Below are 24229 nucleotides of genomic sequence, written 5' to 3' on the forward strand. Positions count from 1 at the left end.
TGGCGGCTAGCGGTCACAAGATTTTTCTGGACGTGAAACTCCACGACATCGACAACACCATCACCAAGGCGGTCCGGAACGTCGCCAAGATGGGCATGACCTTCATGACCTTGCACGGCTATCCCAAAACCATGCGCGCGGCAGTCAAGGGGCTGGCGGAAGAGGGCAACCCGAACCTCTGCCTGCTCGGCGTGACGGTTCTGACCTCCATGGATGAGGACGATCTGGTGGCCGCCGGCTACCGTGGACCCATTGCCGATGTGGTGGAAGCGCGTGCCAGGGACGCAAAGGCCGCCGGGATGGGCGGCATCGTCTGCGCGGCGACGGAATCCGCGAAGATGCGCGCCATCCTCGGCAACGACCTCGTGATCGTCACCCCGGGCATCCGCCCGGCGGGCAGCGCGGCGGGTGACCAGCGCCGGGTAATGACGCCGGAAGACGCCATTCGCGCCGGCAGCGACTATCTGGTCGTCGGCCGCCCGGTCAACCAGGCGGCAGATCCGGCAGCCGCTGCCGACGCCGTTGTGGCGGAAATCGAGGCGGCGCTTAGTTGACGACGCCCTCAGCCGGGAAGCCGCACTGTTCGGCAACCTTTCGGTAGGAAGCGGTGAAACCGTTGAGCGATGCGGTGTAAACAAGTCCGCCCGGTCCGATAATTTCGATCTGGCCGTTGCGCTGCATGGCCTGCAGGACACGCTGATTGTGCTCAAAGGGGAAATCGGTCAGGGCGAAGGCGAAACCGTCCTCGTCGAAATCCGCGGTCACGGTTGCCGTAGCGCTGTCGCCGTCGTCGAAGACGAAATTGACGGTCTGGCCGTTCTGCAACACGGTTGCCTGACCGCGAATGGCACGTTCGGTCAGCTGAACGCCCGGAAAGAAGTCGGGCGGCAGCGCGTCGCCGTTTGAAACTGAAAAGCCGACCGTCGGATCACCGTCGCCGCCGGTCCACATGCTGCATGTCACGCGCAGGTCTTCGCCTGTATCGACGGTTTCGACCTGAACGTTCCAGTCCTTGTAGGTAAAAAACTGTTCCGCGGCCTCGGCTGTTGAAGTCGCGCTGGCAACAAGTCCAAGCACTATCAAATATCTGAAATTCATCGAAGATCCTCTTGTGGCTTGGAACAAGCCGTTGGAAAGATCGTCACTCAACACGGATTGTCTTAACAAAACGAATAGTCCGGTCGTACGCCCGGGTCCTGTCCATCGGGATTGGCAACGACTGGAAGTCGGAGAGGTCCCGGCAACAAAGAACCACCGCCGAAGCGGTGGTTCAGTTGCGCTGTGGGGTGCTTGATTTCTTGCGATCACGCTGCCTGGTTGTCGTCGGCGGCCTCTGAGCGCAGCACGATGCCGTAAAGGTCGCGCCGGTCGTCCGGATCCGCCAGCAGGTCCGGTTTCACGAAATGACCGGTCCTCGGCAACGACCTCGTGATCGTCACCCCAGGCATCCGCCCGGCGGGCAGCGCGGCGGGCGACCAGCGCCGGGTAATGACGCCGGAAGACACCATCCGGGCCGCCGATCCGGCAGCCGCCGCCGACGCCGTTGTGGCGGAAATCGAGGCGGCGCTCGCTTAGGCGAGCTTTAAGCCCCTCAAATGCCGAGACGTTCGATCAGGCATCGTACCTGATCCATGCCGCCGTGTTTCATCGGGTCTCCGACGCTCCGGCCGAGGGCGATCATGGTGACGACACCGATGACTGCGGCATGCAGGGAGACGGCCTGCAGCCTGGCCATTTCCGGATCCGGCGTCCTTATGCAGCCGGCGAGCGCCCGGTACATTCCTGACGTGATCGCGTGGATCTCGGCGGCAACGTCCGGTTTGGCGGCGAACTCGATACCGGCACCGCTCTGGGGGGCGAGGTAGATCATGCGGAAGCGTTCGAGATCGGCGAGATGATACTCGGCCAGGGCCAGGAGCCCGGATTTCAGCGAGTTTGAGCCATTCTCCCGCGCACAGGCGGCCAGCACCGTTTGCGCTTCCCCGCGAAGGGCGGGAATCAGCAGGGCCGCGACCAGATGCGTCTTGGTCGGAAACCAATGGATGACGGCCTGTTTACTGACGCCAAGCTTCGAGGCGACGGCATCGAAGGTCAGTTTCTTCAATCCGCCTGCCAGGAATATTTCGAGCGCGGCCTTCAGAAACCTTTGTCTTGGGTCTTTCGCACGCGACACCCCGTTGCGTTCATCCTTCCGTTTTCCGTGCATCTCACCCTTTTCCTTGACCGATCCCGCCGTTCCAGACTATCCTCCTTACCAATGGTAAGTAAAGTGGTTCGACCCGGGAGACCCCAATCATGACCGCTGAGAAACCGGAAATCGTCGTCTATCACTTCGCGCCGGCCTGGGGTCTTCCGACCTGCGGTCCGTTTGCCCTCAAGCTGCTGGCATGGCTGGCCTATCACAGGGTTCCCTGGCGTTCGGCCGTGCAAAACAATCCGGGCAAGGGGCCGAAAGGAAAAAGTCCCTGGGTGGAGATCGACGGCGAGACCATTGCCGACAGCGACCGTATCATTGCACACCTGTCCGAACGGCTCGGTCTGAAGGATGCCGAAGCGGGCCTTTCCCGGGCCGACCAGGGCATTGCGCTGGCCTTCAGAACCGCATTCGAGGAGCGGGTCCACCAAATCCTCGAATACGAGCTTTTCATGCTGCCGGAAGGACAGGAGTTCTTGCGCGGGGTCTTCGAGACGGACATGCCGAAGCCGATGGTGGCCGTCGTCTTCCCGCTGCTGAGGCGGCAATTCGCCAAACAGCTTCATGCGCGCGGCATCACCCGGCACAGTCATGAGGAAATCGTGGAAATGGCCCGCCGGCAATTCGAGGGTCTGGCAGGTCTGCTGTCGAGCCGGCCCTTCATTTGCGGCGACAGGCCGGGGCTTGCGGATTTTGCCTGCTACGGCCAGGCCGCTCTCATGGTCCGATGGCCGATGAAAACCCCTGCCGCAACAATCGCAAGGCAGATACCGGAACTCGTCAACTGGTGCGATGCCCTCGAAGCGCTGAGCTTTGCCGACGTTCAGAAGGCGGCATGACCTTCAAAGAAAAAGATCGGCCATTTTGGCCGATCCAGTTTTTGCTTCCAGAGGGAGGATAGTTGATCCGCAGCTGTTCCGGTGCTGTGGTTATGCCGCCTGGTCGTCGGCGGCCTCTGAGCGCAGCACCATGCCGTAAAGGTCGCGCGGGTCGTCCGGATCCGCCAGCAGGTCCAGTTTCACGAAATGACCGGTCCTCGGCAGGAGATCGTGCATGTAACGCAGGGCCGCGAAGTCCTCGATGGCAAATCCGACGCTGTCGAACAGCGTGATCTGGGTGTCGGACGTCCGGCCGGCGGCCTTGCCGGCATAGACCTGCCAGAGTTCGGTAACCGGATGATCGCGGTCGAGTTGCTGGAACTCGCCCTCGATGTGGGTCTGGTCCGGGAATTCCACGAAGATATCGGAACGCAGCAGGATGTCCTTGTGCAATTCGGTCTTGCCGGGGCAGTCGCCGCCGACCGCGTTGATGTGAACGCCGGAGCCGACCATGTTGTCGGTCAGGATGGTGGCGTATTTCTTGTCGGCGGTGGCCGTGGTGATGATCTGCGCGCCTTCGATCGCTTCTTCCGGCGTCTTGCAAATGGTCACGTTGAGGCCCGAATTGGCGAGATTGCGGGCAAGGCGCACGCTGGCGTCCGGATCGATGTCATAGGCACGGATTTCGGTGATGCCGAGCATGTCCTTGAAGGCCAGGCACTGGAAATCGGACTGGGCGCCATTGCCGATCACCGCCATGGTGGTGGAGCCCTTCGGTGCCAGATATTTGGCCGCAAGGGCGGAGTTCGCCGCCGTGCGCAGGGCCGTCAGGATGGTCATCTCGGTGAAGAGCAGCGGATAACCGGTGCTCAGGTCCGACAGGACGCCGAAACCGGTCACGGTCTGGCGGCCTTCACGTGTGTTGCTCGGATGGCCGTTGACGTATTTGAAACCAAAGGTCTTGCCATCGCTGGTCGGCATCAGTTCGATCACGCCCTGGGGCGCGTGGGCGGCGATGCGGGGGCGCTTGTCGAAGCTTTCCCAGCGCAGGAAATCCTCTTCGATATACTCGGCGATGCCACGCATGATCGTTTCGACACCGACGGCGCGCACGTTGCGCATCATGTCGTCGACGCTGACGAAAGGCACATAGGCCAGTTCGGACGGTTTCAGGTTGATGTCAGACATTCTGCTATCCTCTAGAAGCTTCTTGTTGGACGGTCGAAGACCCTGCGGCCGAAAAGGCTGCCGGTCAGCTCGACCATCAGGCGCGCGGTCTTGCCGCGGTCGTCCAGAAACGGATTGAGCTCGACGAGATCGAGCGAAGAGACGAGGCCGCTGTCATGAAGCATTTCCATGACGAGGTGGGCTTCGCGGAAGGTGGTGCCGCCGGGGACGGTCGTGCCGACGGCCGGGGCGATTTCCGGGTCGAGGAAATCGACGTCGAGGCTCACATGCAGCAGGCCGTTGGCGTCCCGGACCTTGTCCAGGAACGGCTTCAGCCGTGTGCTGATGCCGTCTTCATCGATGCTGCGCATGTCGCTGACGCCGACCCCCATGCTGAGCAGAAGCGCGCGTTCGGCCGTGTCGATGGAGCGCACGCCCAGGATCTCGACGTTTTCCGGTTTGACGATGTGTTCCAGCGGTGCACCGAGCAGATCGTCGAAACCGGGCAGCCCGCAGGCATAAGCCAGCGGCGTGCCGTGCAGATTGCCGCTTGCCGTGCTGTCCAGCGTGTGGAAATCGGAATGGGCGTCGAGCCAAAGCACGAAGAACGGCCGGTTCATGAGGGCCGCGGCCTTCGCATGGCCCGATACGGTGCCTGCCGCCAGCGAGTGGTCGCCGCCCATGTAGATCGGGAAGACTGGCGAGGCACCGAGATCGGTCGCCTTGGCGTGCAGGGCCCGGGTCCAGCCGGCATAGGAATCGTAGTTCTTCAGGACCGGATTGGGCGGTGTGAGGCCGCCGGTGCTGACCGGCTTGAGATTGCCGTGATCGGTCACGGAGTGGCCCAGCTCCCGCAAGGTTCCGGCGAGACCGGCTGTGCGGTAGGCGTCGGGGCCCATGACGCAGCCCTTGCTGCCCGCGCCGTCGTTGACCGGGGCACCAACCAGCACGATCTGCTTGCTCATGACGTTCACTTTGTTCTCCGCCTCATTGTTTGTGACCGATGGCATTAGTGTGCTGAAACGCGGCGGCGGAGTAAATCCGGTCACTTGATCAAATGTTCAATCGATTTTATCATTTTGATAAGCTCAATTGACCAAAGTGGTGCTATGGACGATCTGGATCTACGACTAATCTCGCTTTTACGTCACGATGGCCGAAGATCGGTGTCCGATTTGGCAAGTGACCTGAAAGTCTCTCGCGCAACAGTCCGCTCGCGCATGGAAAAGCTGATCGAAACCGGTGAAATCCTTGGGTTCACGGCCGTCCTGCGGGACGACTGGCGTGACCTTCCCATCCGCGCTATCACGCTGGTGGTGGTGGACGGACACAATACGGAACCGGTCAGCCGCGCCTTGAGCGCGATGACGGAAGTCAGGGCCATACATTCCACCAACGGCAAATGGGACCTCGTTCTTGACATCGCCACGCGGGACCTCGCCGGCTTTGACGATGTCCTGAACCGGATCCGCCTGATCGAAGGCATCACGGGGACCGAGACCAACCTGCTGCTGTCCACCCGCAAGGGCCCGGCCGCCTCCGCCAGCGAATTCAAGGATGTTCTGGGGTAATTGAACGCGCTGCGCCATGGCTCGCAAATCGGGTCGCGCTTGACGACCGCGCCGACTAAAATCGGGGAAGAATTCAGGACATGAAGCCACCGACATGACCAAAGCCCTCGACCTTGCAAGCCTTGCACCCGACCCCAAGCCGATTTCCGTCGGCGAGGAAGCAGCCGAAAACTATGCCGTCGTCCGTCAGACCCTGAAGCGCATCACCGAAGACTGGCGCGACCAGCCGACGCTGGAACAGCTAGCCCGGGAAGCGGGTCTTCAGCCGATCCAGCTGCAAAGGGTGTTTTCGCGCTGGGCGGGGCTGACGCCGAAACAGTTCCTCCAGGCGATTACGCTGGACCATGCCAAGGCGCTCCTGCGCGAGTCCGCCAGCGTGCTCGACGCCACCTACGAGGTCGGCCTGTCCGGCTCGGGCCGGCTGCACGACCTCTTCGTCACCCACGAGGCGATGACACCGGGCGACTATCGCAACCGGGGCAGTGGCTTGAAGATCGGCTACGGTTTTCACCCGTCCCCCTTCGGTCAGGTTCTCGTCATGGCGACGGACAAGGGGCTTGCCGGGCTCGGCTTCGCGGATCCCGGCGAAGAGGCTTCGGCACTGGAAGACATGTGCAACCGCTGGCCGGCGGCCGATTTCGCCCGGGACCAGGAGGCAACATCAGGATATGCGGCGCGGGTGTTCGATCCGCAAAAATGGCGGGAAGACCAGCCGCTGAACATCGTCATGATCGGTACCGATTTCGAAATCCGTGTCTGGCAGACGCTTCTGAAGATCCCGATGGGTCAGGCCACCACCTATTCCGACATTGCCGCCTGCCTCGGCAATCCCAGGGCCTCCCGGGCGGTCGGCACGGCCGTCGGCCGCAATCCGCTGTCCTTCGTCGTGCCCTGTCACCGGGTGCTGGCCAAGGGGGGCAAGCTCGGCGGCTATCACTGGGGCCTGACCCGCAAACGCGCCATTCTCGGCTGGGAAAGCGGATTGTCCGGCCCGGTACTGGAATGTGTCTGATACCAAAGAGAATTGACTGGAAGTGTCCGGCAGACCGCTTCAGACGTCGTCCTTGGCGGCGGCGACCCGCAGCTGGTGCAACAGCGCCGCAAGAGAGTCTTCCGACAGGATGCCGATCTTGAGGGCCAGCTGGTTGGCGAGTTCGGTGGCCTTCGGGTCCAGGCCCGCCGTGTCGATGGTGATGCGCGGGTCGGAGAGTTCCGCCAGCCGCTGGATTTCCTCGGCCTCGTCCCAGATGACGTTGAAATAGGTGATGATCCGCTGCACGAGGAACCAGGTCGGCTTGCCGCGCTTGCCGTGTTCGAGCGCGGAAAGATAGGCGCTGGAGACCGACAGCGAGGCGGCCATCTCCTTCAGCGAGACGCCCCTCTTGTTTCTGAGTTCGCGGATTTTCGCCCCAAGCGGTGTCACGACCTACCTTTTCCTCCGTATGCGGACATAGAGCGCCCCTGCTCCGCCGTGGCTGGCATGCGCTTCCTCGTAGCCGATCACGATGGGCCGCAGGTCCGGCAGGGACAGCCACTGGGGAACCATTCTGCGTAAAATTCCACGCTCGTCCATATAGGCATTTCCCGGACCTCCGCCCTTGCCGGTGATCACCAGAACCACCTTGTGCTGGCGTGCCTGGGCCTGATGGAGAAAGCCGCGCAGCCGGTCGTGGGCCTGATGCTGTGTCAGCCCGTGCAGGTCGATCCTCGCATCGATCGCCGTCACGCCGCGCACGATCTTTCGGCGGTACTTGTGCTCGAGCTGATGCAGCGGTGGCGGTGCGGGCGGCTTGTAGGCCGGTGCGGGGGCCTTGATCGCGGTCGCGGTTCTGGGTGTTCTGGCGCTTTCCGGCATGGCAGTTTCGACGGATTTTGCCAGCTCCTCCTCAAGACGGGTGGCGCGTTCGGGATGAAGCGGCGTCAGGGTTTTGGTGACCTTGCCCCACAGGTGCCGGTCTTCCGGCGAAAGCGTTCCCTTTTTCCCCCGTTTCGCCATGGTTCAGTCCGTCGGCACGGCCGGATTGCCAACGGCGACGTTCGGAACAAGAACCGTGAACTCCGCCGAATGGCGGATCTCGCCGGCAATGGCACCGGCTTTTTCACCGGACCCTGCAAAAATGTCACCGCGTGCCGGTCCCTTGATCGCCGAGCCGGTGTCGTCGGCCACCATCAGGCGGGCGAAGGTCTTGTTGCCGTGCTGCCAGTCGGAAAAACCGGCGGAGACGAACACCATTGCGCCATAGGGAATGTGGTCCGCGTCGACTGCAAGGCTGCGGCCCGCCACCAACGGCAGGCCGGCCGCGCCAACCGGGCCCTCGTCCGGGGCGGTTTCCGTGACCTCGCGGAAAAAGATGAAGGAGCGGTTTTGCCGAAGCAGCGCATCGCGTCTGTCCGGATGGTCCTTCAGCCATTTGCGCAGGCCCGCCATGGTGAAGTCTTCCGGCGAGCCTTCGCCGCGTTCCACAAGGAGGCGGCCGATGCCGGTATAGGGATGGCCCGTCTTGCCCGCATAACCGACCCGCATCACCGATCCGTCGCTCAAGCGCAGCCGGGCGGAGCCTTGAACGTGGATGAAAAACGCGTCGACGGGGTCGGCAAGATAGGCAAGTTCGAGCCCTTCACCGTCCAGGGCGCCGTCCATGATCGCGCCGCGGTCCGGCATTTCCTTCAAGGTTCCGCCAATCCGGCGGCCGTGACTGAGGTCGGCAGGCCAGTTTGCGGGACGGTTGGTGGCTGCCGCCGGCTCAAGGCCCTCCGGTTTTTTCAGGAGCGGCACCCGGTAGGTACCGGTCCTTTGCCGGGATGCGGCGACCTCAGGTTCGAAATAACCGGTGACGAAGCCGTTTCCGGCAAACTTGAAGGGGGTGAACCGGGTCTCGAAAAAGCGCCGCGCGTCTGTGGACGACCCGCCGGCGCTGTCTTCGGCAAGCTGGCACAAATGACGGAAATCGTCTGCGGACATGCCGCCTTTGTCGGAAGCCGGATTCCGGCAGAACCTCAAAAAGCCGGCAAGCGCTGCTGCATGGTCGTCTTCCGCCCAGCCTTTCAGATCCGCAAAGGCCGTCTGTTCGAGCGTGTCCGGCAAGTGCGGATCCTGCTGCATGGCAAAGGCAGCTCCTGAAAAGAAAAGCGGCGCGGCGAGAACCGCGCCCTTCAGCGAAGCGGCGAGCGGGAAGGCCGGTGGCCACCGCTTGATCGGTCTCCCTCGCCCCATGGTTTATTCGGCGGATTCGGTCGCGACCAGCTTCCAGTTCGGGTCGCGGGAACTGGTGTCCCGCGCGAAGGTCCAGATGTCGATCACCTCGGAGACCTTGGACGGATCGCCGTCCACCACTTCGCCGTCCTTGTCCCGCGTCGCGGAAATCAGCTGGCTGTGGATCTTCACGGTCACCTGGGCGGTCGATCCTTTCAGTGCCGCTTCGACGATCTCGGCCTTGTCGATGCCGACAAACGTCGACTCGATGGTCTCGCCCCGTTTTTCGCGGTCCTCGATGGCCGCGACAAAGCCCTCGTAGACATCGCGGGACAAGAGGCTCTTGAGTGCCTTCTTGTCGCCGTCGGCGAAGGCCATGACGATCATCTCATAGGCCGCGCGGGCGCCCTCCAGGAAAGGCTCCGGTTCGAAACTGCGGTCGACGGACAGGATCTGCTTGAGGGCGCTGTTGAGCGCGGAGCCTGCCGGGGCAACCTTGTCGATGACCATGTTTCCGCCCGGTCCAGGTTCCCCGACCGGTTCGGGCTGCGGCTGAGCCGTCTGGTTCGGCAGCGGGATCACGTTGTCCTGTCCGTTCGCCTGGCCTTTCGGCTGCTCCGGTTTCGAATAGGGGTCGAACGGCGGCCGCTCGTTGCCGGTGCGTTTGCCCAGCACCGACCGCAACTTGAACAGGATGAAGACCGCAAGTCCCAGGAGGATCAGCGTTAAGGGGTCAAAAATCTCATTCATCTTTCGTTCCGGCTACCCTTCTGAGGCCGTAGACGCCGCCCATCCGGTCCATCGGTTGGAAGCCGCCCCACACGTTATGTCTGTCAGATACTTATTTAGGGGGACGTTGAACCAGCATCCAGACCCAAGAGCAAGACAGAATATTCGCCAAGGCACTGTTTCTCTCGTCAGCCTGCTCGCATTTTTGTGACCGAATGTCTACCTTATGGCCAAACAGAGTATCAGACCATGGAGGTCCCGTGGGACTTTATATCATCGCCGGCATCCTTCTGCTGCCCCTGATTGAAATTGCAGTGTTCATTTGGGTCGGCGGCCTGATCGGTGTCGTTCCGACAATTCTCCTGACTGTCGTCACTGCCCTGGCCGGCACCTTGATGCTGCGTCAGCAGGGATTGTCGCTGCTCATGCGCATGCAGAAGGAACTGGATGCGGGGCGGGCGCCCGGCAACGAGGTCATGCAGGGCGCCATGATCGTGCTGGCCAGCATTCTGCTTCTCATTCCAGGTTTTGTGACCGACGCGATCGGTCTCCTCCTGTTCGTGCCGCCTTTCCGTGAAGCCCTGGCCCGCTTCATCATATCCCGCTCAGATGTGGTCATCGTCGAAGATGGCATGGGCCGGCGTCGGGCTGATGGCTCCGTTGTCGATCTCGATGCGGACGACTGGTCGGAAAAGAAGGACAATCCGTCGGGCTCCGGGCAGCCGAGGATCAGCCCCTGGCAGGACGGCTCGAACGGTCAGGGCTCCTGATCCGGCACCGAAAGCGGTCACAAAAACGTGACCCTGGCCGTATGCGCAAAATTTACATGTTTCCGCTAGACATGTCCGCTGATCCGGAAAATTTCTTTCCGGCATTGAGCTGCAGCGGGAACCGATGAGCGCAGGACGCGTTGACTGGGTGGACACGGCCAAGGGCATTTGCATCATCTTCGTGGTGATGATGAATTCCGTGCTTGGTGTCGAGGAAGCTGCCGGCGAGAGGGGGTGGATGCATCCGGTCGTCGCCTTCGCGGCCCCCTTCCGCATGCCGGACTTCTTCATGCTCTCCGGCCTGTTCCTGTCCAACGTCATCGCCCGCGACTGGAAGCTCTACACCGACCGCAAGGTCGTCCATTTTGCCTATTTCTATGTGCTTTGGATGACGCTTCAGCTTCTCGTCAAGGCGCCGCTCTTCGTGCAGGAGATGGGCGCGCGCGCGACATTCGAACTCTATCTGCTCAGTTTCATCGACCCCTTCGGCTCCCTGTGGTTCATCTACATGCTGCCGGTTTTTTTCGTCGTCTCGAAACTGGCTCATGACCGGGGCGTGCCCTGGCAGCTGGTTTTGGGCCTTGCCGCCGCGCTGCAGGTCGCGAAGATCCACACCGGCTGGCTGGTCGTCGACGAGTTCGCCGCACGCTTCGTTTATTTCTATGCAGGATTTGTCTTCGCGCCCAAGATCTTCACCCTGGCCGCCTGGGCGCGCGAGCGCACCGCGATCAGCTTTGCCTGCCTTCTGGTCTGGGGGCTGGTGAACGGCACACTGGTCTGGCTCGGCTGGTCCAAGCTGCCCTTTGTCGCGCTCGCCCTGGGTGCGGCCGGAGCCGGAGCCATCATACTCACCAGCGCCCTGATCGTGCGCTGGGGCGGACTCGGCTTTCTGCGCCTTTTCGGCGAGAATTCCATCGTCATCTATCTGGCCTTCTTCTTCCCGATGGCCATCAGCCGGATCGTCCTTCTGAAGCTCGGGCTTCTGGACACCGGCTCCGTCTCGTTCATCGTGACCACGGTCGCTACCGTCAGTCCGATGATCCTGTTCTGGCTGATCGGCAGGACAAACATGGGCTGGTTCCTGTTCAAACGGCCGGAATGGGCCTATCTGAACGGGACTTTCAAACCCGGAAAACGGGCGCAGGCGGCGGAGTAACGCGGCCGATATCAGGCCGGTGGCGGGAACTGTCGGGAATTTTTATCTTTAGGACTTTTCTCAAGGGCGGGCTGCGGGCATGATCCGCGCCATGTCGACGCAAAGCACTTCCCCAGACCTCACCGCCAACGACCACCTGATCCTGGTGGACGGGTCCACATTCATCTTCCGCGCCTATCACGCGCTCCCCCCCCTGACGCGCAAACCCGACGGCCTGCCTGTCGGCGCTGTTTCCGGGTTCTGCAACATGCTCTGGAAGCTGCTGCAGGAAGGCTTGACGCCGGAAGAGGGGGATGAGCCGACCCATTTCGCGGTGATCTTCGACCATTCCGCCAAGACGTTCCGGAACGAAATCTATCCGGAATACAAGGCCCACCGGCCGGAACCGCCGGAGGATCTGGTGCCGCAATTCGGCCTGATCCGCGAGGCGACCCGGGCCTTCTCCGTCCATTGCATCGAACAGGAAGGCTTCGAGGCCGACGACCTGATCGCGACCTACGCAAGGCAGGCTGCCGAACAGGGCGCTCGTGTCACCATCGTCTCCGGCGACAAGGACCTGATGCAGCTGATCGGTCCGAAGGTCGGCATGATCGACACCATGAAGAACAAGACCTTCGGCGAAGCGGAAGTGTTCGAGAAATTCGGCGTCGGGCCGGACAAGGTCATCGAGGTGCAGTCGCTGGCGGGCGACAGCGTCGACAATGTGCCGGGCGTTCCGGGTATCGGCCTGAAGACGGCGGCGCTCCTGATCAACGAATTCGGCGATCTGGAAGCCCTGCTCGCGAATGCCACTTCGATCAAGCAGAACAAGCGCCGGGAAAATCTGATAGAATTCGCCGATCAGGCGCGTGTTTCCAAAAAACTTGTCACGTTGAAACAGGATGTGCCGGTGGAAGTTCCGGTCGGCGACCTGACCGTGACCGACGTCGACGGCCCCAGGGCGGTCGGCTTCCTGAAGGCCATGGGTTTCACCACGCTGACCAAGCGCGTTGCGGAGACGACCGGTGCGGAACTCGCCAATATCGAGCCCGCCGAGTTCGAAGTGCCTGGCTGGGACGTGCCGGACCACAAGGGCCGCATGGCGGAACGCAGCACCGGCGGCGCCGCGTCCGAGGCCGAGGCGGGCGCCGCGGATGCCGCGCCGGGGAATGACGGCCTGATGGTGCCGCAGACCGTGGCGGACGCGCGTGCTGCTAGCATCCGGGCGATCCCGGTCGACTCCGGTGCCTATGAGACGGTCACCAGCGTCGAACGGCTGAAGGCGTGGTGCGACGCGGCCTATGAAAAGGGCTATGTCGCCTTCGATACCGAGACCACTTCGCTGGATGCCATGCAGGCCGATCTGGTCGGCCTGTCGCTGTCGACGGAGCCGGGCAAGGCCTGCTACGTGCCGCTTGCCCATGTGGACGGCGAAGGCGATCTTCTGGGCGGCGGCGGTCTGCTGCCGGACCAGATCCCGCTGAAAGACGCTCTGGAGGTGCTGAAGCCGATGCTGGAGGACCGCTCGGTCCTGAAGATCGCGCAGAACCTCAAATACGACTGGCTGGTGATGACCCGCCACGGCATCGATATCACCCCTTACGACGACACCATGCTGCTCTCCTATACGCTCGACGCGGGCAAGGGCGGCAACGGCATGGACGAACTGTCAGAGCGATGGCTCGGCCACAAGCCGATCCCCTTCAAGGAGGTCTGCGGCTCGGGCAAATCGATGATCACCTTCGACAAGGTGGCCATCGACAAGGCGACCGCCTATGCCGCCGAGGATGCGGACGTGACGCTGCGCCTGTGGCTGATTCTGAAGCCAAGGCTTGCGAGCGAACACATGGCCACCGTCTACGAGACGCTGGAGCGTCCCATGGTGCCGGTGCTGGCGCGCATGGAAAAGCGCGGCATTTCCGTCGACCGGCAGATGCTGTCGCGCCTTTCCGGCGATTTCGCGCAAGGCATGGCGGCCCGGGAATCGGAGATCTACGAGCTCGCCGGCGAACATTTCAACATCGGCTCGCCCAAGCAGCTCGGCGACATCCTCTTCGGCAAGATGGGCCTGCCGGGCGGCAAGAAAACCAAGACCGGCGCCTGGTCGACCTCCGCGCAGGTGCTGGAGGAACTGGCCGCCGAAGGCCATGAACTGCCGTCCAGGATCGTCGCATGGCGGCAGCTTTCCAAGCTGAAATCCACCTATTCCGATGCCCTGCCCGGCTACATCAACCCGGAAACCAATCGGGTCCACACGTCCTACGCGCTGGCGGCGACCACGACGGGACGCCTCTCCTCCTCCGAGCCGAACCTGCAGAACATTCCGGTCAGGACAGAAGAAGGCCGGAAGATCCGCAAGGCCTTCGTTTCGGAAAAGGGCCACAAGCTGATCTCGGCCGACTACAGCCAGATCGAACTCCGCGTCCTGGCGCATATGGCCGATATCCCGCAACTGAAAAAGGCCTTCGACGACGGGCTCGACATTCACGCCATGACGGCCTCGGAAATGTTCGGTACGCCGATCGAGGGCATGGACCCGATGGTCCGCCGCCGGGCCAAGGCGATCAACTTCGGTATCATCTACGGCATTTCCGCCTTCGGCCTCGCCAACCAGCTCGGCATTTCGCGCGGCGAGGCGGGCGACTACATCAAGACCTATTTCGAGCGCTTCCCCGGCATCAGGGACTATATGGAAGCGACCAAGAAACAGGTCCATGCCAACGGCTATGTCACCACCATCTTCGGTCGCAAGGCCCATTATCCGGAGGTGAACACCAAGAACCCGAACATGCGCGCCTTTTATGAACGCGCCGCCATCAACGCCCCGATCCAGGGCTCGGCCGCCGACATCCTGCGCCGCGCCATGGTGCGCATGGAGGACCGGCTGGCAACGTCCAAGCTCGATGCGCAGATGCTGCTGCAGGTCCATGATGAACTGATCTTCGAGGTGCCGGACGCCCAGGTCGACGACACTATCCCGTTAATCAGGGACGTCATGGAAAACGCCTGCGACCCGGCCCTGAAGCTGTCCGTGCCCCTGCAAGTCGACGCCCGTGCGGCGGAAAACTGGGACGAGGCGCATTAGGGTACCGTTTCAGAGTTGCAGAGAATTCTGCTCCTTAATGGGAAGAGAAAGCACTGGTGTCACCCCGGCCGCAGCGCAGCGAAGAGCCGGGGCCCACTCTCAGCGCGACTTGCTGAAGCAAATATCTGTTTTCCGGAAACAGGCCGCATCACAACAGCTCTCTGGAAACGAGTAGGCCCCGGGTCTCCCTTCGGTCGCCCGGGGTGACATCGGGGTACTGCCGACATATCCCGGCAGCTACTGAAACAGGGCCGCTCTTCCTTCAAGCCGTGCAGCCCTTGATCACCATCAGCCGTGTCGCGCAGGCCTAAATCACCTCGAGCACCCGCAGCAGCAGAACCATCTGGCACAGGAACCCGATGAAGAAGGCGATTGTCCTGAGCAGCGGGATGCCTAAGGCGTAGATGACGGCATGGGCGACGCGGCTGGCGACGAAGATGAGGCTGGCGCCGGCCGTCAGGCCGTCGCCAGCTTGAAGAACATGCACGATGATCGCGAGCGGTGCGAAGACGGCAAGGTTCTCCAGCGCGTTGCGGTGGGCATGTGCCAGCCGATGCGCCCAGTCGGCCTCGGGGCGCACATCCGGCTGCGGGTTTTTGAGCGCCGTCCAAAGCCCCATTTCGGCGAGCCGGTTCAGGATGATCGGGACCCAGAGGAGGCCGGTGAGACCGGCGGCAAGCGCGGTCGCCAGGAGTTCGGCTGATAAAGGCTGCATGGAGCTGTTTCCTTGTCGGGACGGATGACGGTCAGGCGCTCGCCGGATCGGTCGCCTTCATGGCGGGCCGCTCAGCGAATTCGGCGAACCAGGCGCTGACCTTGGGATCGCCGGTTCGCCAGTCGATGTCGGGCAGGCGGAAATCGAGATAGCCGAGCGCCGCGCCGAGCGCGATCTGGGCAAGGTTCAAGTTGCCGGTAAATGCGGAAAGATCAGCCTCGAGGGCGGAAACCGTGCGCAGGATGGCCGTTTCCCAGCGCTCCAGCCACATGGGCGATTGCTGTTCCTCAGGCCGCCGGCGCTCCATGACGATGGCAAAGGCGGCGTCCAGAATGCCGTCCGCAAGCGCTTCCGCGGTCAGGACGTGCCAGCGCGTACCGTCATCCGGAATGAGCCTCGGTTCCGGCGTAAGCGCGTCCAGAAAGGCGCAGATCACCGGACTGTCGAAAACGGCCTGGCCCTCGGCCGTGATCAGGGCCGGAACCTTGCCGAGCGGATTGGCCTGCTTCAGGTCGGGGCTTTCCTCGAACGGGTTCCGGAAAATGCATTCCACCTGGGGCTCCAGGTCCTTTTCAAGGATCACCATGCGGGCCTTGCGGGCATAGGGTGAGGTGTTGGCGAAATAGAGTTTCATCGCGGGTCAAGCCTTGTCGGTCAGGAAAGTAGGAGCGCGCGCCAGCAACTTGGCAGCCTCGCGCACGGTGGCATCGACGATGTCTGCGGCGGGGCGGATGTCGGTCACAAGATCGAGCGACTCCCCGGCAATCAGTGCCCGCACCGAAAAATCGTCCGCTTCGGCGGCGGTGTAAGTCCGCCGCATTTCGGCTGCGGTCGCAGCCATGGAAGCCGGGTTGTCGGCAAACGGTTTTGAGAAGGCGTTCTGAACGACGCGTCCGGTGAATTCGGTGGGCCAGTCGAGGCCCCGGGCAACATCGAAGACGCTGGAGCGGGCCGTGTCGTCACCCTGTGCGTCAACCAGGGCGGCTTTGGCCTTCTCCGATCCGTTGGCCTCACGGCTTGCCCAGAAGCGGGTGCCCATCATGATGCCGTCGGCCCCGAGCATCAGGGCGGCGGCCAGCCCGCGCCCGTCCGCCAGGCCACCCGCGGCAAGCACGATCTGTTCCGTTCCGGCGAGGTCCCGGACGGCGGGCAGGAGGGCGGAAAGACCCCGGTCCATGCCGTGGCCGCCGCCTTCCTGACCCTGGGCAACCAGAATGTCCGTTCCGGCAGCAATGGCCTGCCGTGCCTGATCCAGGCGCTGCACCTGCCAGATGGTCGGGATGCCCCGGTCTCTGGCAGCCGCGATGATCGGTTCGGCATCTCCGAAGGAGACAAAAAGGGCCGCCGGGTTCCGGTCGAGGATCGCTTCCACGAGATCCGGCTTTTCCAGAAGGCTCCAGGTGATGACGCCGATGCCGACGTGCTGGTCGCCGGCAGCCTCGAAGGCGGCGTCGATCCAGTCCGGATCGCCGTAACCGGCGCCAACCAGGCCGAAACCGCCCGCCCGGGAAACCGCCGCGGCAAGCCGGCCGTCGGAAATCCTGTCCATGGGCGCCAGCATGACCGGGTGCCGAAGGCCGAACCGGCGGGTGAAGGGGGTGTCTATGAGCTGTTTCATGCCGCCATCCTGGCAACACTTTGAATACAAGAATAATGATTGCTTATGAAATTTGATATCTCTAAAATAGATAGATGGATCTCGTTCTGCTCAAAACGCTGGTGGCCGTGACCGAAGCCGGCTCGTTCTCCGGGGCAGCCGGAGTGCTTCACTGTGTCCAGTCGAACGTCACCTCGCGCATCCGGCGTCTGGAGGAGCATTTCGGCCAGAAGATCTTTCAGCGCAGCAAGGCGGGCGCCCGGCTGACGGAGTTCGGCGAACGTCTTCATGAGCGGGCGGTCGAGCTTCTGCAGCAATTCGAGCGCGCCGAGCGGGACCTGCTGGAAGCCGCCGGGGCGGGTGCGCCGCTCTCCCTCGGTTCCATGGAAACGACGGCCGCCGTGCGCCTGCCGTCTCTATTGAAACGGCTCAAGGATCTTTGTCCGGCATCAGCGATTTCCTTGCAGACAGGGTCGACCGCCGATTTGCTCGCCAAGGTCTGGAACCGGAAAATCGACGCGGCCTTCGTGGCCGGTCCCGTCGACCGCGACAGGTTCCGGGCTGTGACGGCCTTTGCCGAACGGCTGGTTTGCGCACGTAATCCGGCGGGCACCGTGTCCGATCCTCTGCTGGCATTCCGCTCAGGCTGCAGCTACCGGGCAACGGCCCAGTCCTGGCTGCGCAGCATCGGCCGCAGCGACACGGAAGTCACCGAAATGGGAACACTGGAAGGCATTCTCGGTTGCGTCGAGGCGGGCCTTGGTTTTGCCGTCGGTCCGGAAAGCGCGATCCGCGGCTACCGCAATGCCGGCGAGCTCAGGATCGAACCGCTGCCGGATCCCTTTGCGCAGGTGACCACCTACCTGGTCTGGCGCAACGACCATTCCCCCGTCGAATCCCACCGGCGGCTCATCGGGATCCTGGCGGACCGGCAATGACCCGATCTGTTGCCCGGTCTCAGCTGGTGGAGCCGGCGATCCGCCGCCGGAAAACCGGCTGGATCAAGCGGCGGTACGCCAGGGCGAACCCCGTGTAGAACAGAAAAACGGCAGCCAGCGATCCCAATCCTGCAATGGTCTGGCCCGCTACGCCATAGACTTCGCCCGTGTGCAGAAAGCGCAGAAAGACCTGGGCGCGCCGTCCGGACGACTGGTCTTCCGGTCTGGTGATGTCGAGGATCTCGCCGCTGGTCCGGGCAACTGCGTAAGTTGTCTGCCTGGAGAGTTGTACGCCGTTGCCGGTATCGGCCGTCACCAGAACGCGGGCTGCCTTGTCCCTGGGCAGTTTGATCGAAAGGGTGTTCCAGGCAGGTTCCTGTCGTGCAATGGTGTCGGCAATCTCCTGAAGGCTGGTGAAACCGTCGCTCTTGCCCTGCCTGGCCTGGAGCGGACCGCCCGCAGAGCGGCCTGCATGGGCAGGGTCTGCCGGGCCGAAAACGGCTGTCACCGCAGTTCCGGCCCAGGGGTAGGAAATCACGACGCCGGTCAGCACCACTGCAAAAAGGGGGACGAGCGCCCAGATCCCGAAGACATGGTGCCAGTTATAGTCGCGCGCCTTCGAAGTCGGCAGGTTCCTGCGGAACAACAGGTTCGTCCTGACGATCCGCCACTTCCAGGATTTCGGCCACCAGAGATAAAGTCCGGATGCCAGAAGAAACAGGAAGCCGAGATTGGCTGCGCCGGTAACCGCCTTACCCGCAGCCCGGCTTTCTCCGGTCAGTGCAAACCAGCGGTGCAGGCTGGTGAGCGTCCTGAAGAAGGCCTTTGCGTCTTGCGCGGCATTTTCGATCCGGTCTCCCGTATAGGGATTCAGGAGGTAATTTTCCCGGCGGCTGACGGATATTCTCGCCGCTGCGCCATCCTGGTTCGAAATCACCAGGGAGTTGCCGGGTTGCGCGCCATTTTCCAGCGCCTTTGCCGCCAGTGCGTCAATGCCGAGAGGCCGGAAGCCTTCGGGTCTTTCGACCATGCGGTTTTCCAGAAAGGTGACGATCTGCCGTTCATAGGTCAGAAGCACGCCGGTGACCGACATCATCAGGATGACAAGGCCGAATGCCACTCCGATAACGAGATGGGACCAGAAAATTGTACGTTTGAAGGACATGATGCCGCCGCCAGGTGTTTCTGACTCGCTGGTAAGCCTCAGGACTACGGACAATTGCAGCCAAGGTCAAAGGCTGGAGGGTGCGACACATGTGCAAATTAGCAGCCGTTGTCACCGACCTGGGGGCTGCCGGCAGAACGGCATGCCGCAGCGCCGGTAAGGGGGACGCCGGCAAGCTCCGACGCCAACCAGCCCGTCCGCCGGTGCGGCCTGTCGCGGGACGATGTCGGATTGCTTCGACGGCCCGGAGCCCGGGCGGTTGCAGCCAGGGCGCAGTTCGCGGATCTCACACCACCCTGAGGTCCGGCTGTATCTTGCCGGCAAGGGCCGAGTGCGGGGCGGTTGCGCTCTGGAGCAGGGCGTTCAGATGCTCTTCCAGATAATCGACGATCGGAGACTGGTTGGTCGAAGGGGTATAGATCGCAAGCTCGGTTGCCGGCAGGGCGGGAAAGCCGTGCTGTTCCTTCAGCACCTTGAAACCGTCCAGAAGGGCGCCCGAGGGCAGGCAGCAGATGCCGGCGCCGGACCTGACCGCCACCTGGGCGGCGGCGACGCTGGTGGTGGTGATGCGCTCGTACCATTGCCGCCCGGCCCCGGCCAGGGCACTGAAGACCATCTCGCGGAAGGGGCAGGGTTCTGGGAACAGGATCAGAGGCAGCGGATCGGTCAGTGTGCAGTCCTCGCTGACGGCCCAGTGCAGCGCTTCCTCGACGGTCTCGGCAGGTTTTGACTTTTCGGAAGACGACACCAGCGCAATCGCCAGATTGATCTCGTTTCTGGCCAGCATGTCGTGCAGCGTCGCGCTGTCCGCCACCGTCAGCTCCAGTTTGACGTGCGGATGGATCTTCACGAAGTTGCAGAAGATGGATTGCAACTTGTCGGTTGCATACCATTCGGGAAGCCCGACATGCACGGTCCCCGTCAGCTCCGGCGCCGCCAGCCGCAACCGCGCTTCCTCGTGCGACCTGAGAATTTCGGTTGCGTGCTGATAAAGGATACGACCCGCCGCCGTCAGGTTCATGGTGCGGGCGTTGCGTTCGATCAGCGCCTTTCCGACACGCTCCTCCAGGCGCTTCAGCTGGGTGCTGACGCAAGGTTGCGTGCGGTTCAGCCGGGATCCGGCGCGGGTCACATTGCCGGATTCCGCGACAGCAACGAAGGCTTCGAGCAGCTCGATGTTGAATCGGCCTATGGTCATGGTACTGCCCCCCGTTTTTTTGCTTTTTTTGGTGCGTTGAAACGGTTGTTGCAGTCCAGCACGAGACAATCATAACGTTCTATTATGCATTACTGCAATTAGAAATTTATGCAGAGGTTAAAAATCGCATAATCCGTAAATGTCCTTCATCAATACGGGTATCCGATATGACACTAGTGCTACCGATCGGCCAACCGGACATTCTGGATGGAAATGAAGACCTTCTCCCGCTGCAGCACAGGGTGCACCGGTCCATCGCCTCGCATACCGAATTCGGCCTCGACCGCATCTTCACCCAGGACAACCGGGTGAAATACTCCAGCGGGGCGAGCCGCGAAACCGCGGCGGACCACCTCGACGAGGTGTTTCGGCTGATGAGGGCGCTGAACCGGGAAGGGCTCGGCACGGAAGATCTCGGACGCCTGACCATGGAGGGCACCTCTTTCCGCGATGCGCTGTGGCAGATCTGCGCGCAAATCGCGGAAAACGCCGCCGGCAGCCCGCTGGTCTATGTCGAACTTGGCCCGGAGCCGGTCAAGACCGGCTTCATCATCAGGACCTTGCAGGCAATGGGCGTGCGGATCGACCGCTATGTCGCCGTCGATATCAACCCGATGTCGACGGCGCACATGCGTCCCGCGCTGGAGGAAATCCTTACCGGAACGCGGCTGGATTTCGTCACCACCTCCTTCGACGCCTTTCGCCTGAACGATGTTCTGGAAAGCGATGCCCCGCCCGCGCTCGTCACCATGCTTGGTTTCCAGGAAGGCAACGACGATCCCTTTGTGGTCAACGGATGGCTGCGGGACATTGCCAGGCCGGGCGATCTGCTGCTTTCCGAAAGCCAGCTCTACAATGCGGGGCAGATCGGCAAGATCCCGGTGTTCTACGCCCATCCGGCCATGCAGCGTTTTTCGCGCATCGCCTTTGAGCAGGCTGTTGACCAGACAGCCCCGACGCTCAACCGCTTCTTCCTGCTGCCCGTCGTCTTCAGGGACGGCCAGACCGCCCAGGTTGCCATACTCGGCGAGGAGTTTTCCAATGCGGCCAATGGCAGAAACCTGCATGTTTCCAACTACTGCCTGAAGCTGACACTCGATCAGTACCGCCACTATCGCAGTCACGGCGGCCATTTCGAAATAACCGGCGAGACGCTCACCGATGACCAAACACTTCACTTCCAGCTCTCGCGACGGCTATGACCGCCCGCCCGGCAAGGCGCGCAACCTGACGGCGGCGGGCCTTGCCATCGTGGCGGTGACCTATGGTCTGGCGCGTTATTGCTTCGGCCTGTTCCTGCCCGAGATCCGCCTGGAGTTCGGACTTTCGACGGAAACCGTCGGGCTGATCGCCGGATCCTCCTATGTGGGATACCTGGCGGCGACCTTTCTGGGGGCGTGGCTGTCTACCGCGGTGGAGCCGCGGCTGCCCATTCTGCTGGGCGGCATGGCGGCGGCCGCGGGCATGATGATCATCGCTTCGGCGGCCAGCCCCCTCGGTCTCGCCTTCGGCGTTTTCCTGGCCGGTACCAGCCCGGGTCTTGCCTATCCGCCGTTCTCCGATGTCATTGTCCGGCACACCGAACCGGTTCGCCAGAATTCGGTTTATGCCTGGATCAATTCCGGTACGGGCTTTGGCGTCGCCCTTGCCGGGCCGCTGGCGCTCTACGCGGGTGCGGACTGGCGTCTGGCCTGGCTGGTCTTCGCGTGGCTCGCCGTCATCGTCACCTTCTGGAACATGTTCACCCTTCCAAGGCGCCGGAACGTGCGGGATACCAGGGAAACCGCCGTATCATTGCGTTTGCTGACATACGATAAGGCGCGGCCCCTGTTCTGTGCCGCGCTGCTCTTCGGTGTCGTTTCGGTGATCTACTGGACCTATGCGGTCGAGCTTCTTACGGATCTCACCGGCCGGCCGCGTGATGCCATCCTGTTCTGGATCGTTCTCGGCATGGCCGGGGTAACCGGGTGTTTTGCCGGTGGGCTGGTGAACCGCTGGGGCCTTGGCCGGACCTATGCCGCGCTCGCGGTCGCCGTCGGCGCGGCGATCGCCTCCCTGCCGCTTCTGATCGGCTCCAGGTTCGGCATCTTCCTGTCAGCGGCGGGCTTCGGCATCGGCTTTATCGTGATGACGGCCCTCTTCGGCATGTGGAGCATGCGGATCTTCCGCGAGGCGCCCTCCATCGGTTTCGGGTTCACGTTTTTCCTGATTTCCCTGGGGCAGGGCGCCGGTCCGGTCATCGGCGGGTATCTGATCCCGGTGCTCGGCCAGTCCATGCTGTTCGTGGCAGCCGGTCTTCTGTGCTGCGCCCTGGCGCTGTTCCGGGCGCCTGCATAACACGGTTTTATGACGCCACCCCCGGCCATAACCGCAATTTTCTCGCCTTGAACGGGAATTGTGCGCATTCTGATGGCACGTTGTGATTGCAAATCTGTAACGCGTGTCTGGAACCATGATCGTATCTTCTGCTTTTAAAAAAGACGTCCGGCTCGACATGGAGCTGTGCCGTGCCATGTTCGAAAAAGATCCCGACAGGATGCTCGAACTGGTGTCCGAGTGGATGGAAGCAAACCGCCTGACCACCAGCGAAAACTTCCTCGTGCCGGATTACCTGAACGAGATGCTGGCACGGGCGAACAGCGACGGCCGGCAACGCCGGGCGGTGCCTTCGCTGGTATCGTAAGGCGCAAAGTTCCGCTTACCAGGCGGCGCTGGTGTGCGGCGCGCGCGCGGGTTGCGGGCATTTGTTCGATCTTTGTTCTTGAAACTTCCAGAGAGTTATGGTTCGCTGACCTGCAGCTCAGGGTAGAGGCGGCGCATGGTCAGCAAGGTTACGACGGTTGCCTTTCAGGGCATTGAGGCGGTTCCGGTGGATGTGCAGGTGCACGTCGGGCCGGGCATGGTCGCCTTCAATGTGGTCGGCCTTCCCGACAAGGCCGTCGCAGAAAGCCGGGAACGGGTGCGTGCCGCCCTCTCCGCCTCCGGACTGGCACTGCCGGCCAAACGCGTCACCGTCAATCTGGCCCCGGCGGATCTGCCCAAGGAAGGCTCCCACTACGATCTGCCGATCGCCCTCGGGGTGATGGCCGCCATCGGGGCGATCCCTGCGGAGTTCCTGACTGATTTCGTGGTGTTGGGCGAACTTGGCCTGGACGGTACGCTGGCGCCTGTCACCGGTGTCCTGCCCGCCGCCATGGGCGCCAATGCCCTCGGCAAGGGCCTGATCTGTCCGCAGTCCAGCGGCGGCGAGGCTGCCTGGGCGGACGCGGACATGACCATTCTGGCACCCGGTTCCCTCATCCAGCTTGCCAATCACTTCAAGGGCACGCAGGTGTTGTCCCGGCCGGTGGCCAGGCTCCACGGCAATGCCGGCAACCTGCCGGACCTCGCCGAGGTCAAGGGCCAGGAAAGCGCCCGCCGCGCCCTGGAAATCGCAGCCGCCGGCGGCCATAATCTCCTGATGACCGGACCACCCGGCTCCGGCAAGTCGATGCTGGCAAGCCGGTTGCCGTCGATCCTGCCGCCCCTCACCCCTCGTGAACTGCTGGAAGTCTCGATGATCGCCTCGCTCGCGGGCGAGCTGGGCGAGGGCAAGCTGACCGACCGGCGCCCTTTCCGCGCCCCGCATCACTCTGCCTCCATGGCCGCCCTTGTCGGTGGCGGTCTCCGGGCAAAACCCGGCGAGGTCTCTCTTGCCCACAACGGCGTTCTCTTTCTGGACGAACTGCCCGAATTCAGCCCTCAGGTGCTCGACAGCCTGCGTCAGCCGCTGGAATCCGGCGAGGCGGTGATTGCCCGCGCCAACCACCGGGTCACCTACCCGGCCCGCATTCAGCTGGTCGCCGCCATGAACCCCTGCCGCTGTGGCTATCTGGGGGATGAGGCGCTGGCGTGTGGCCGGGCACCCAAATGCGCGCTCGATTACCAGGGCAAGATTTCGGGTCCGCTTTATGA

General features: G+C 62.6%; 25 protein-coding genes and 1 pseudogene. 13 read left to right on the top strand and 13 right to left on the bottom strand.

What is annotated here, in order from left to right:
- Positions 1 to 554, top strand: a 554-nt coding sequence (pyrF, locus tag ACQY7U_RS14790; protein WP_428645671.1) for an orotidine-5'-phosphate decarboxylase, incomplete at its 5' end; no start/stop codon positions are given.
- On the opposite strand, the gene ACQY7U_RS14795 is transcribed toward pyrF, so the two are convergent.
- Entirely contained in the window at positions 547 to 1098 is a 552-nt protein-coding gene (locus ACQY7U_RS14795; RefSeq protein WP_428645673.1) for a hypothetical protein, read from the bottom strand. The two genes, pyrF and ACQY7U_RS14795, sit on opposite strands and share 8 nt — an antisense overlap.
- A 312-nt stretch (positions 1099 to 1410) precedes the next feature.
- Here ACQY7U_RS14795 and ACQY7U_RS14800 point away from each other — a divergent pair.
- A pseudogene (locus ACQY7U_RS14800) lies at positions 1411 to 1575 on the top strand (orotidine-5'-phosphate decarboxylase); the annotation flags it as partial.
- Positions 1576 to 1591: 16 nt separating this feature from the next.
- Here ACQY7U_RS14800 and ACQY7U_RS14805 read toward each other — a convergent pair.
- Positions 1592 to 2206: a TetR/AcrR family transcriptional regulator gene (locus ACQY7U_RS14805; protein WP_428645675.1), complete on the bottom strand. Its 615-nt coding sequence runs from the start codon at positions 2204 to 2206 to the stop codon at positions 1592 to 1594.
- 89 nt (positions 2207 to 2295) lie between these two features.
- Between ACQY7U_RS14805 and ACQY7U_RS14810 the strand changes: the two genes are divergently transcribed.
- Entirely contained in the window at positions 2296 to 3033 is a 738-nt protein-coding gene (locus tag ACQY7U_RS14810) for a glutathione S-transferase family protein (protein ID WP_428645676.1), read from the top strand.
- A gap of 90 nt (positions 3034 to 3123) precedes the next feature.
- Here the strand turns inward: ACQY7U_RS14810 and ACQY7U_RS14815 are convergent, their stop codons facing one another.
- On the bottom strand, positions 3124 to 4200 hold the full coding sequence (locus tag ACQY7U_RS14815; RefSeq protein ID WP_428645677.1) for an ornithine cyclodeaminase: 1077 nt from the start codon (positions 4198 to 4200) through the stop codon (positions 3124 to 3126).
- An 11-nt stretch (positions 4201 to 4211) separates the two neighbouring features.
- The gene (gene rocF, locus ACQY7U_RS14820; RefSeq protein WP_428645715.1) at positions 4212 to 5144 is read right to left on the bottom strand and encodes an arginase; all 933 of its coding nucleotides are present in this window, start codon (positions 5142 to 5144) and stop codon (positions 4212 to 4214) included.
- Between the two features lie 144 nt (positions 5145 to 5288).
- Between rocF and ACQY7U_RS14825 the strand changes: the two genes are divergently transcribed.
- Complete coding sequence (locus ACQY7U_RS14825) at positions 5289 to 5750, top strand: Lrp/AsnC family transcriptional regulator (RefSeq protein WP_428645679.1); 462 nt, start codon at positions 5289 to 5291, stop codon at positions 5748 to 5750.
- Positions 5751 to 5844: 94 nt separating this feature from the next.
- Positions 5845 to 6762, top strand: a complete 918-nt coding sequence (locus ACQY7U_RS14830) for a methylated-DNA--[protein]-cysteine S-methyltransferase (protein WP_428645680.1) — start codon at positions 5845 to 5847, stop codon at positions 6760 to 6762.
- A gap of 39 nt (positions 6763 to 6801) precedes the next feature.
- Here the strand turns inward: ACQY7U_RS14830 and ACQY7U_RS14835 are convergent, their stop codons facing one another.
- From ACQY7U_RS14835 to ACQY7U_RS14850, 4 genes are read right to left on the bottom strand one after another with little or no spacing between them, the layout of a single operon-like run.
- The gene (locus ACQY7U_RS14835; protein WP_428645682.1) at positions 6802 to 7173 is read right to left on the bottom strand and encodes a helix-turn-helix domain-containing protein; all 372 of its coding nucleotides are present in this window, start codon (positions 7171 to 7173) and stop codon (positions 6802 to 6804) included.
- A 3-nt stretch (positions 7174 to 7176) separates the two neighbouring features.
- A complete protein-coding gene (locus tag ACQY7U_RS14840) occupies positions 7177 to 7746 on the bottom strand; it encodes a Smr/MutS family protein (protein ID WP_428645686.1) in 570 nt (189 codons plus the stop codon).
- Positions 7747 to 7749: 3 nt separating this feature from the next.
- A complete protein-coding gene (gene mltA / locus ACQY7U_RS14845) occupies positions 7750 to 8964 on the bottom strand; it encodes a murein transglycosylase A (protein WP_428645687.1) in 1215 nt (404 codons plus the stop codon).
- 3 nt (positions 8965 to 8967) lie between these two features.
- Positions 8968 to 9693, bottom strand: coding sequence for a Tim44/TimA family putative adaptor protein (locus tag ACQY7U_RS14850; protein WP_428645688.1), 726 nt, complete (start codon positions 9691 to 9693; stop codon positions 8968 to 8970).
- Between the two features lie 239 nt (positions 9694 to 9932).
- On the opposite strand from ACQY7U_RS14850, the gene ACQY7U_RS14855 reads away from it, so the two are divergent.
- The 3 genes from ACQY7U_RS14855 (at position 9933) to polA (ending at position 14662) form a co-directional block, all read left to right on the top strand.
- Positions 9933 to 10442, top strand: a complete 510-nt coding sequence (locus tag ACQY7U_RS14855; RefSeq protein WP_428645690.1) for an FxsA family protein — start codon at positions 9933 to 9935, stop codon at positions 10440 to 10442.
- Between the two features lie 124 nt (positions 10443 to 10566).
- Entirely contained in the window at positions 10567 to 11598 is a 1032-nt protein-coding gene (locus tag ACQY7U_RS14860; RefSeq protein ID WP_428645692.1) for an acyltransferase family protein, read from the top strand.
- A gap of 79 nt (positions 11599 to 11677) precedes the next feature.
- Complete coding sequence (polA, locus tag ACQY7U_RS14865) at positions 11678 to 14662, top strand: DNA polymerase I (RefSeq protein ID WP_428645694.1); 2985 nt, start codon at positions 11678 to 11680, stop codon at positions 14660 to 14662.
- 307 nt (positions 14663 to 14969) lie between these two features.
- On the opposite strand, the gene ACQY7U_RS14870 is transcribed toward polA, so the two are convergent.
- The 3 genes from ACQY7U_RS14870 to ACQY7U_RS14880 are packed head-to-tail and all read right to left on the bottom strand — an operon-like array spanning position 14970 to position 16995.
- Positions 14970 to 15377 carry an MAPEG family protein gene (locus ACQY7U_RS14870; protein WP_428645696.1) on the bottom strand — a complete coding sequence of 136 codons (408 nt, stop codon included), beginning with the start codon at positions 15375 to 15377 and terminating at the stop codon, positions 14970 to 14972.
- A 31-nt stretch (positions 15378 to 15408) separates the two neighbouring features.
- Positions 15409 to 16011, bottom strand: coding sequence for a glutathione S-transferase N-terminal domain-containing protein (locus ACQY7U_RS14875; protein WP_428645698.1), 603 nt, complete (start codon positions 16009 to 16011; stop codon positions 15409 to 15411).
- A 6-nt stretch (positions 16012 to 16017) separates the two neighbouring features.
- Positions 16018 to 16995 carry an NAD(P)H-dependent flavin oxidoreductase gene (locus tag ACQY7U_RS14880; RefSeq protein WP_428645699.1) on the bottom strand — a complete coding sequence of 326 codons (978 nt, stop codon included), beginning with the start codon at positions 16993 to 16995 and terminating at the stop codon, positions 16018 to 16020.
- A 74-nt stretch (positions 16996 to 17069) separates the two neighbouring features.
- On the opposite strand from ACQY7U_RS14880, the gene ACQY7U_RS14885 reads away from it, so the two are divergent.
- Positions 17070 to 17912: a LysR family transcriptional regulator gene (locus ACQY7U_RS14885; protein WP_428645701.1), complete on the top strand. Its 843-nt coding sequence runs from the start codon at positions 17070 to 17072 to the stop codon at positions 17910 to 17912.
- A gap of 19 nt (positions 17913 to 17931) precedes the next feature.
- Here the strand turns inward: ACQY7U_RS14885 and ACQY7U_RS14890 are convergent, their stop codons facing one another.
- Together ACQY7U_RS14890 and ACQY7U_RS14895 are read right to left on the bottom strand one after the other, a co-directional pair.
- On the bottom strand, positions 17932 to 19077 hold the full coding sequence (locus ACQY7U_RS14890; protein ID WP_428645703.1) for a PepSY-associated TM helix domain-containing protein: 1146 nt from the start codon (positions 19075 to 19077) through the stop codon (positions 17932 to 17934).
- A 286-nt stretch (positions 19078 to 19363) separates the two neighbouring features.
- Positions 19364 to 20275: a LysR family transcriptional regulator gene (locus ACQY7U_RS14895; protein ID WP_428645705.1), complete on the bottom strand. Its 912-nt coding sequence runs from the start codon at positions 20273 to 20275 to the stop codon at positions 19364 to 19366.
- A 167-nt stretch (positions 20276 to 20442) separates the two neighbouring features.
- On the opposite strand from ACQY7U_RS14895, the gene ACQY7U_RS14900 reads away from it, so the two are divergent.
- The 4 genes from ACQY7U_RS14900 to ACQY7U_RS14915 all read left to right on the top strand — a co-directional run.
- On the top strand, positions 20443 to 21477 hold the full coding sequence (locus tag ACQY7U_RS14900; protein ID WP_428645706.1) for a hypothetical protein: 1035 nt from the start codon (positions 20443 to 20445) through the stop codon (positions 21475 to 21477).
- Complete coding sequence (locus ACQY7U_RS14905) at positions 21437 to 22612, top strand: YbfB/YjiJ family MFS transporter (RefSeq protein ID WP_428645708.1); 1176 nt, start codon at positions 21437 to 21439, stop codon at positions 22610 to 22612. The genes ACQY7U_RS14900 and ACQY7U_RS14905 overlap by 41 nt, the downstream gene beginning before the upstream one ends.
- A 115-nt stretch (positions 22613 to 22727) precedes the next feature.
- On the top strand, positions 22728 to 22958 hold the full coding sequence (locus ACQY7U_RS14910; RefSeq protein ID WP_428645710.1) for a hypothetical protein: 231 nt from the start codon (positions 22728 to 22730) through the stop codon (positions 22956 to 22958).
- Between the two features lie 135 nt (positions 22959 to 23093).
- On the top strand, positions 23094 to 24229 hold a 1136-nt coding region (locus tag ACQY7U_RS14915; protein WP_428645712.1), incomplete at its 3' end, for a YifB family Mg chelatase-like AAA ATPase.

This window comes from Roseibium sp. (assembly GCF_050301095.1).
Taxonomy (GTDB): Bacteria; Pseudomonadota; Alphaproteobacteria; order Rhizobiales; family Stappiaceae; genus Roseibium.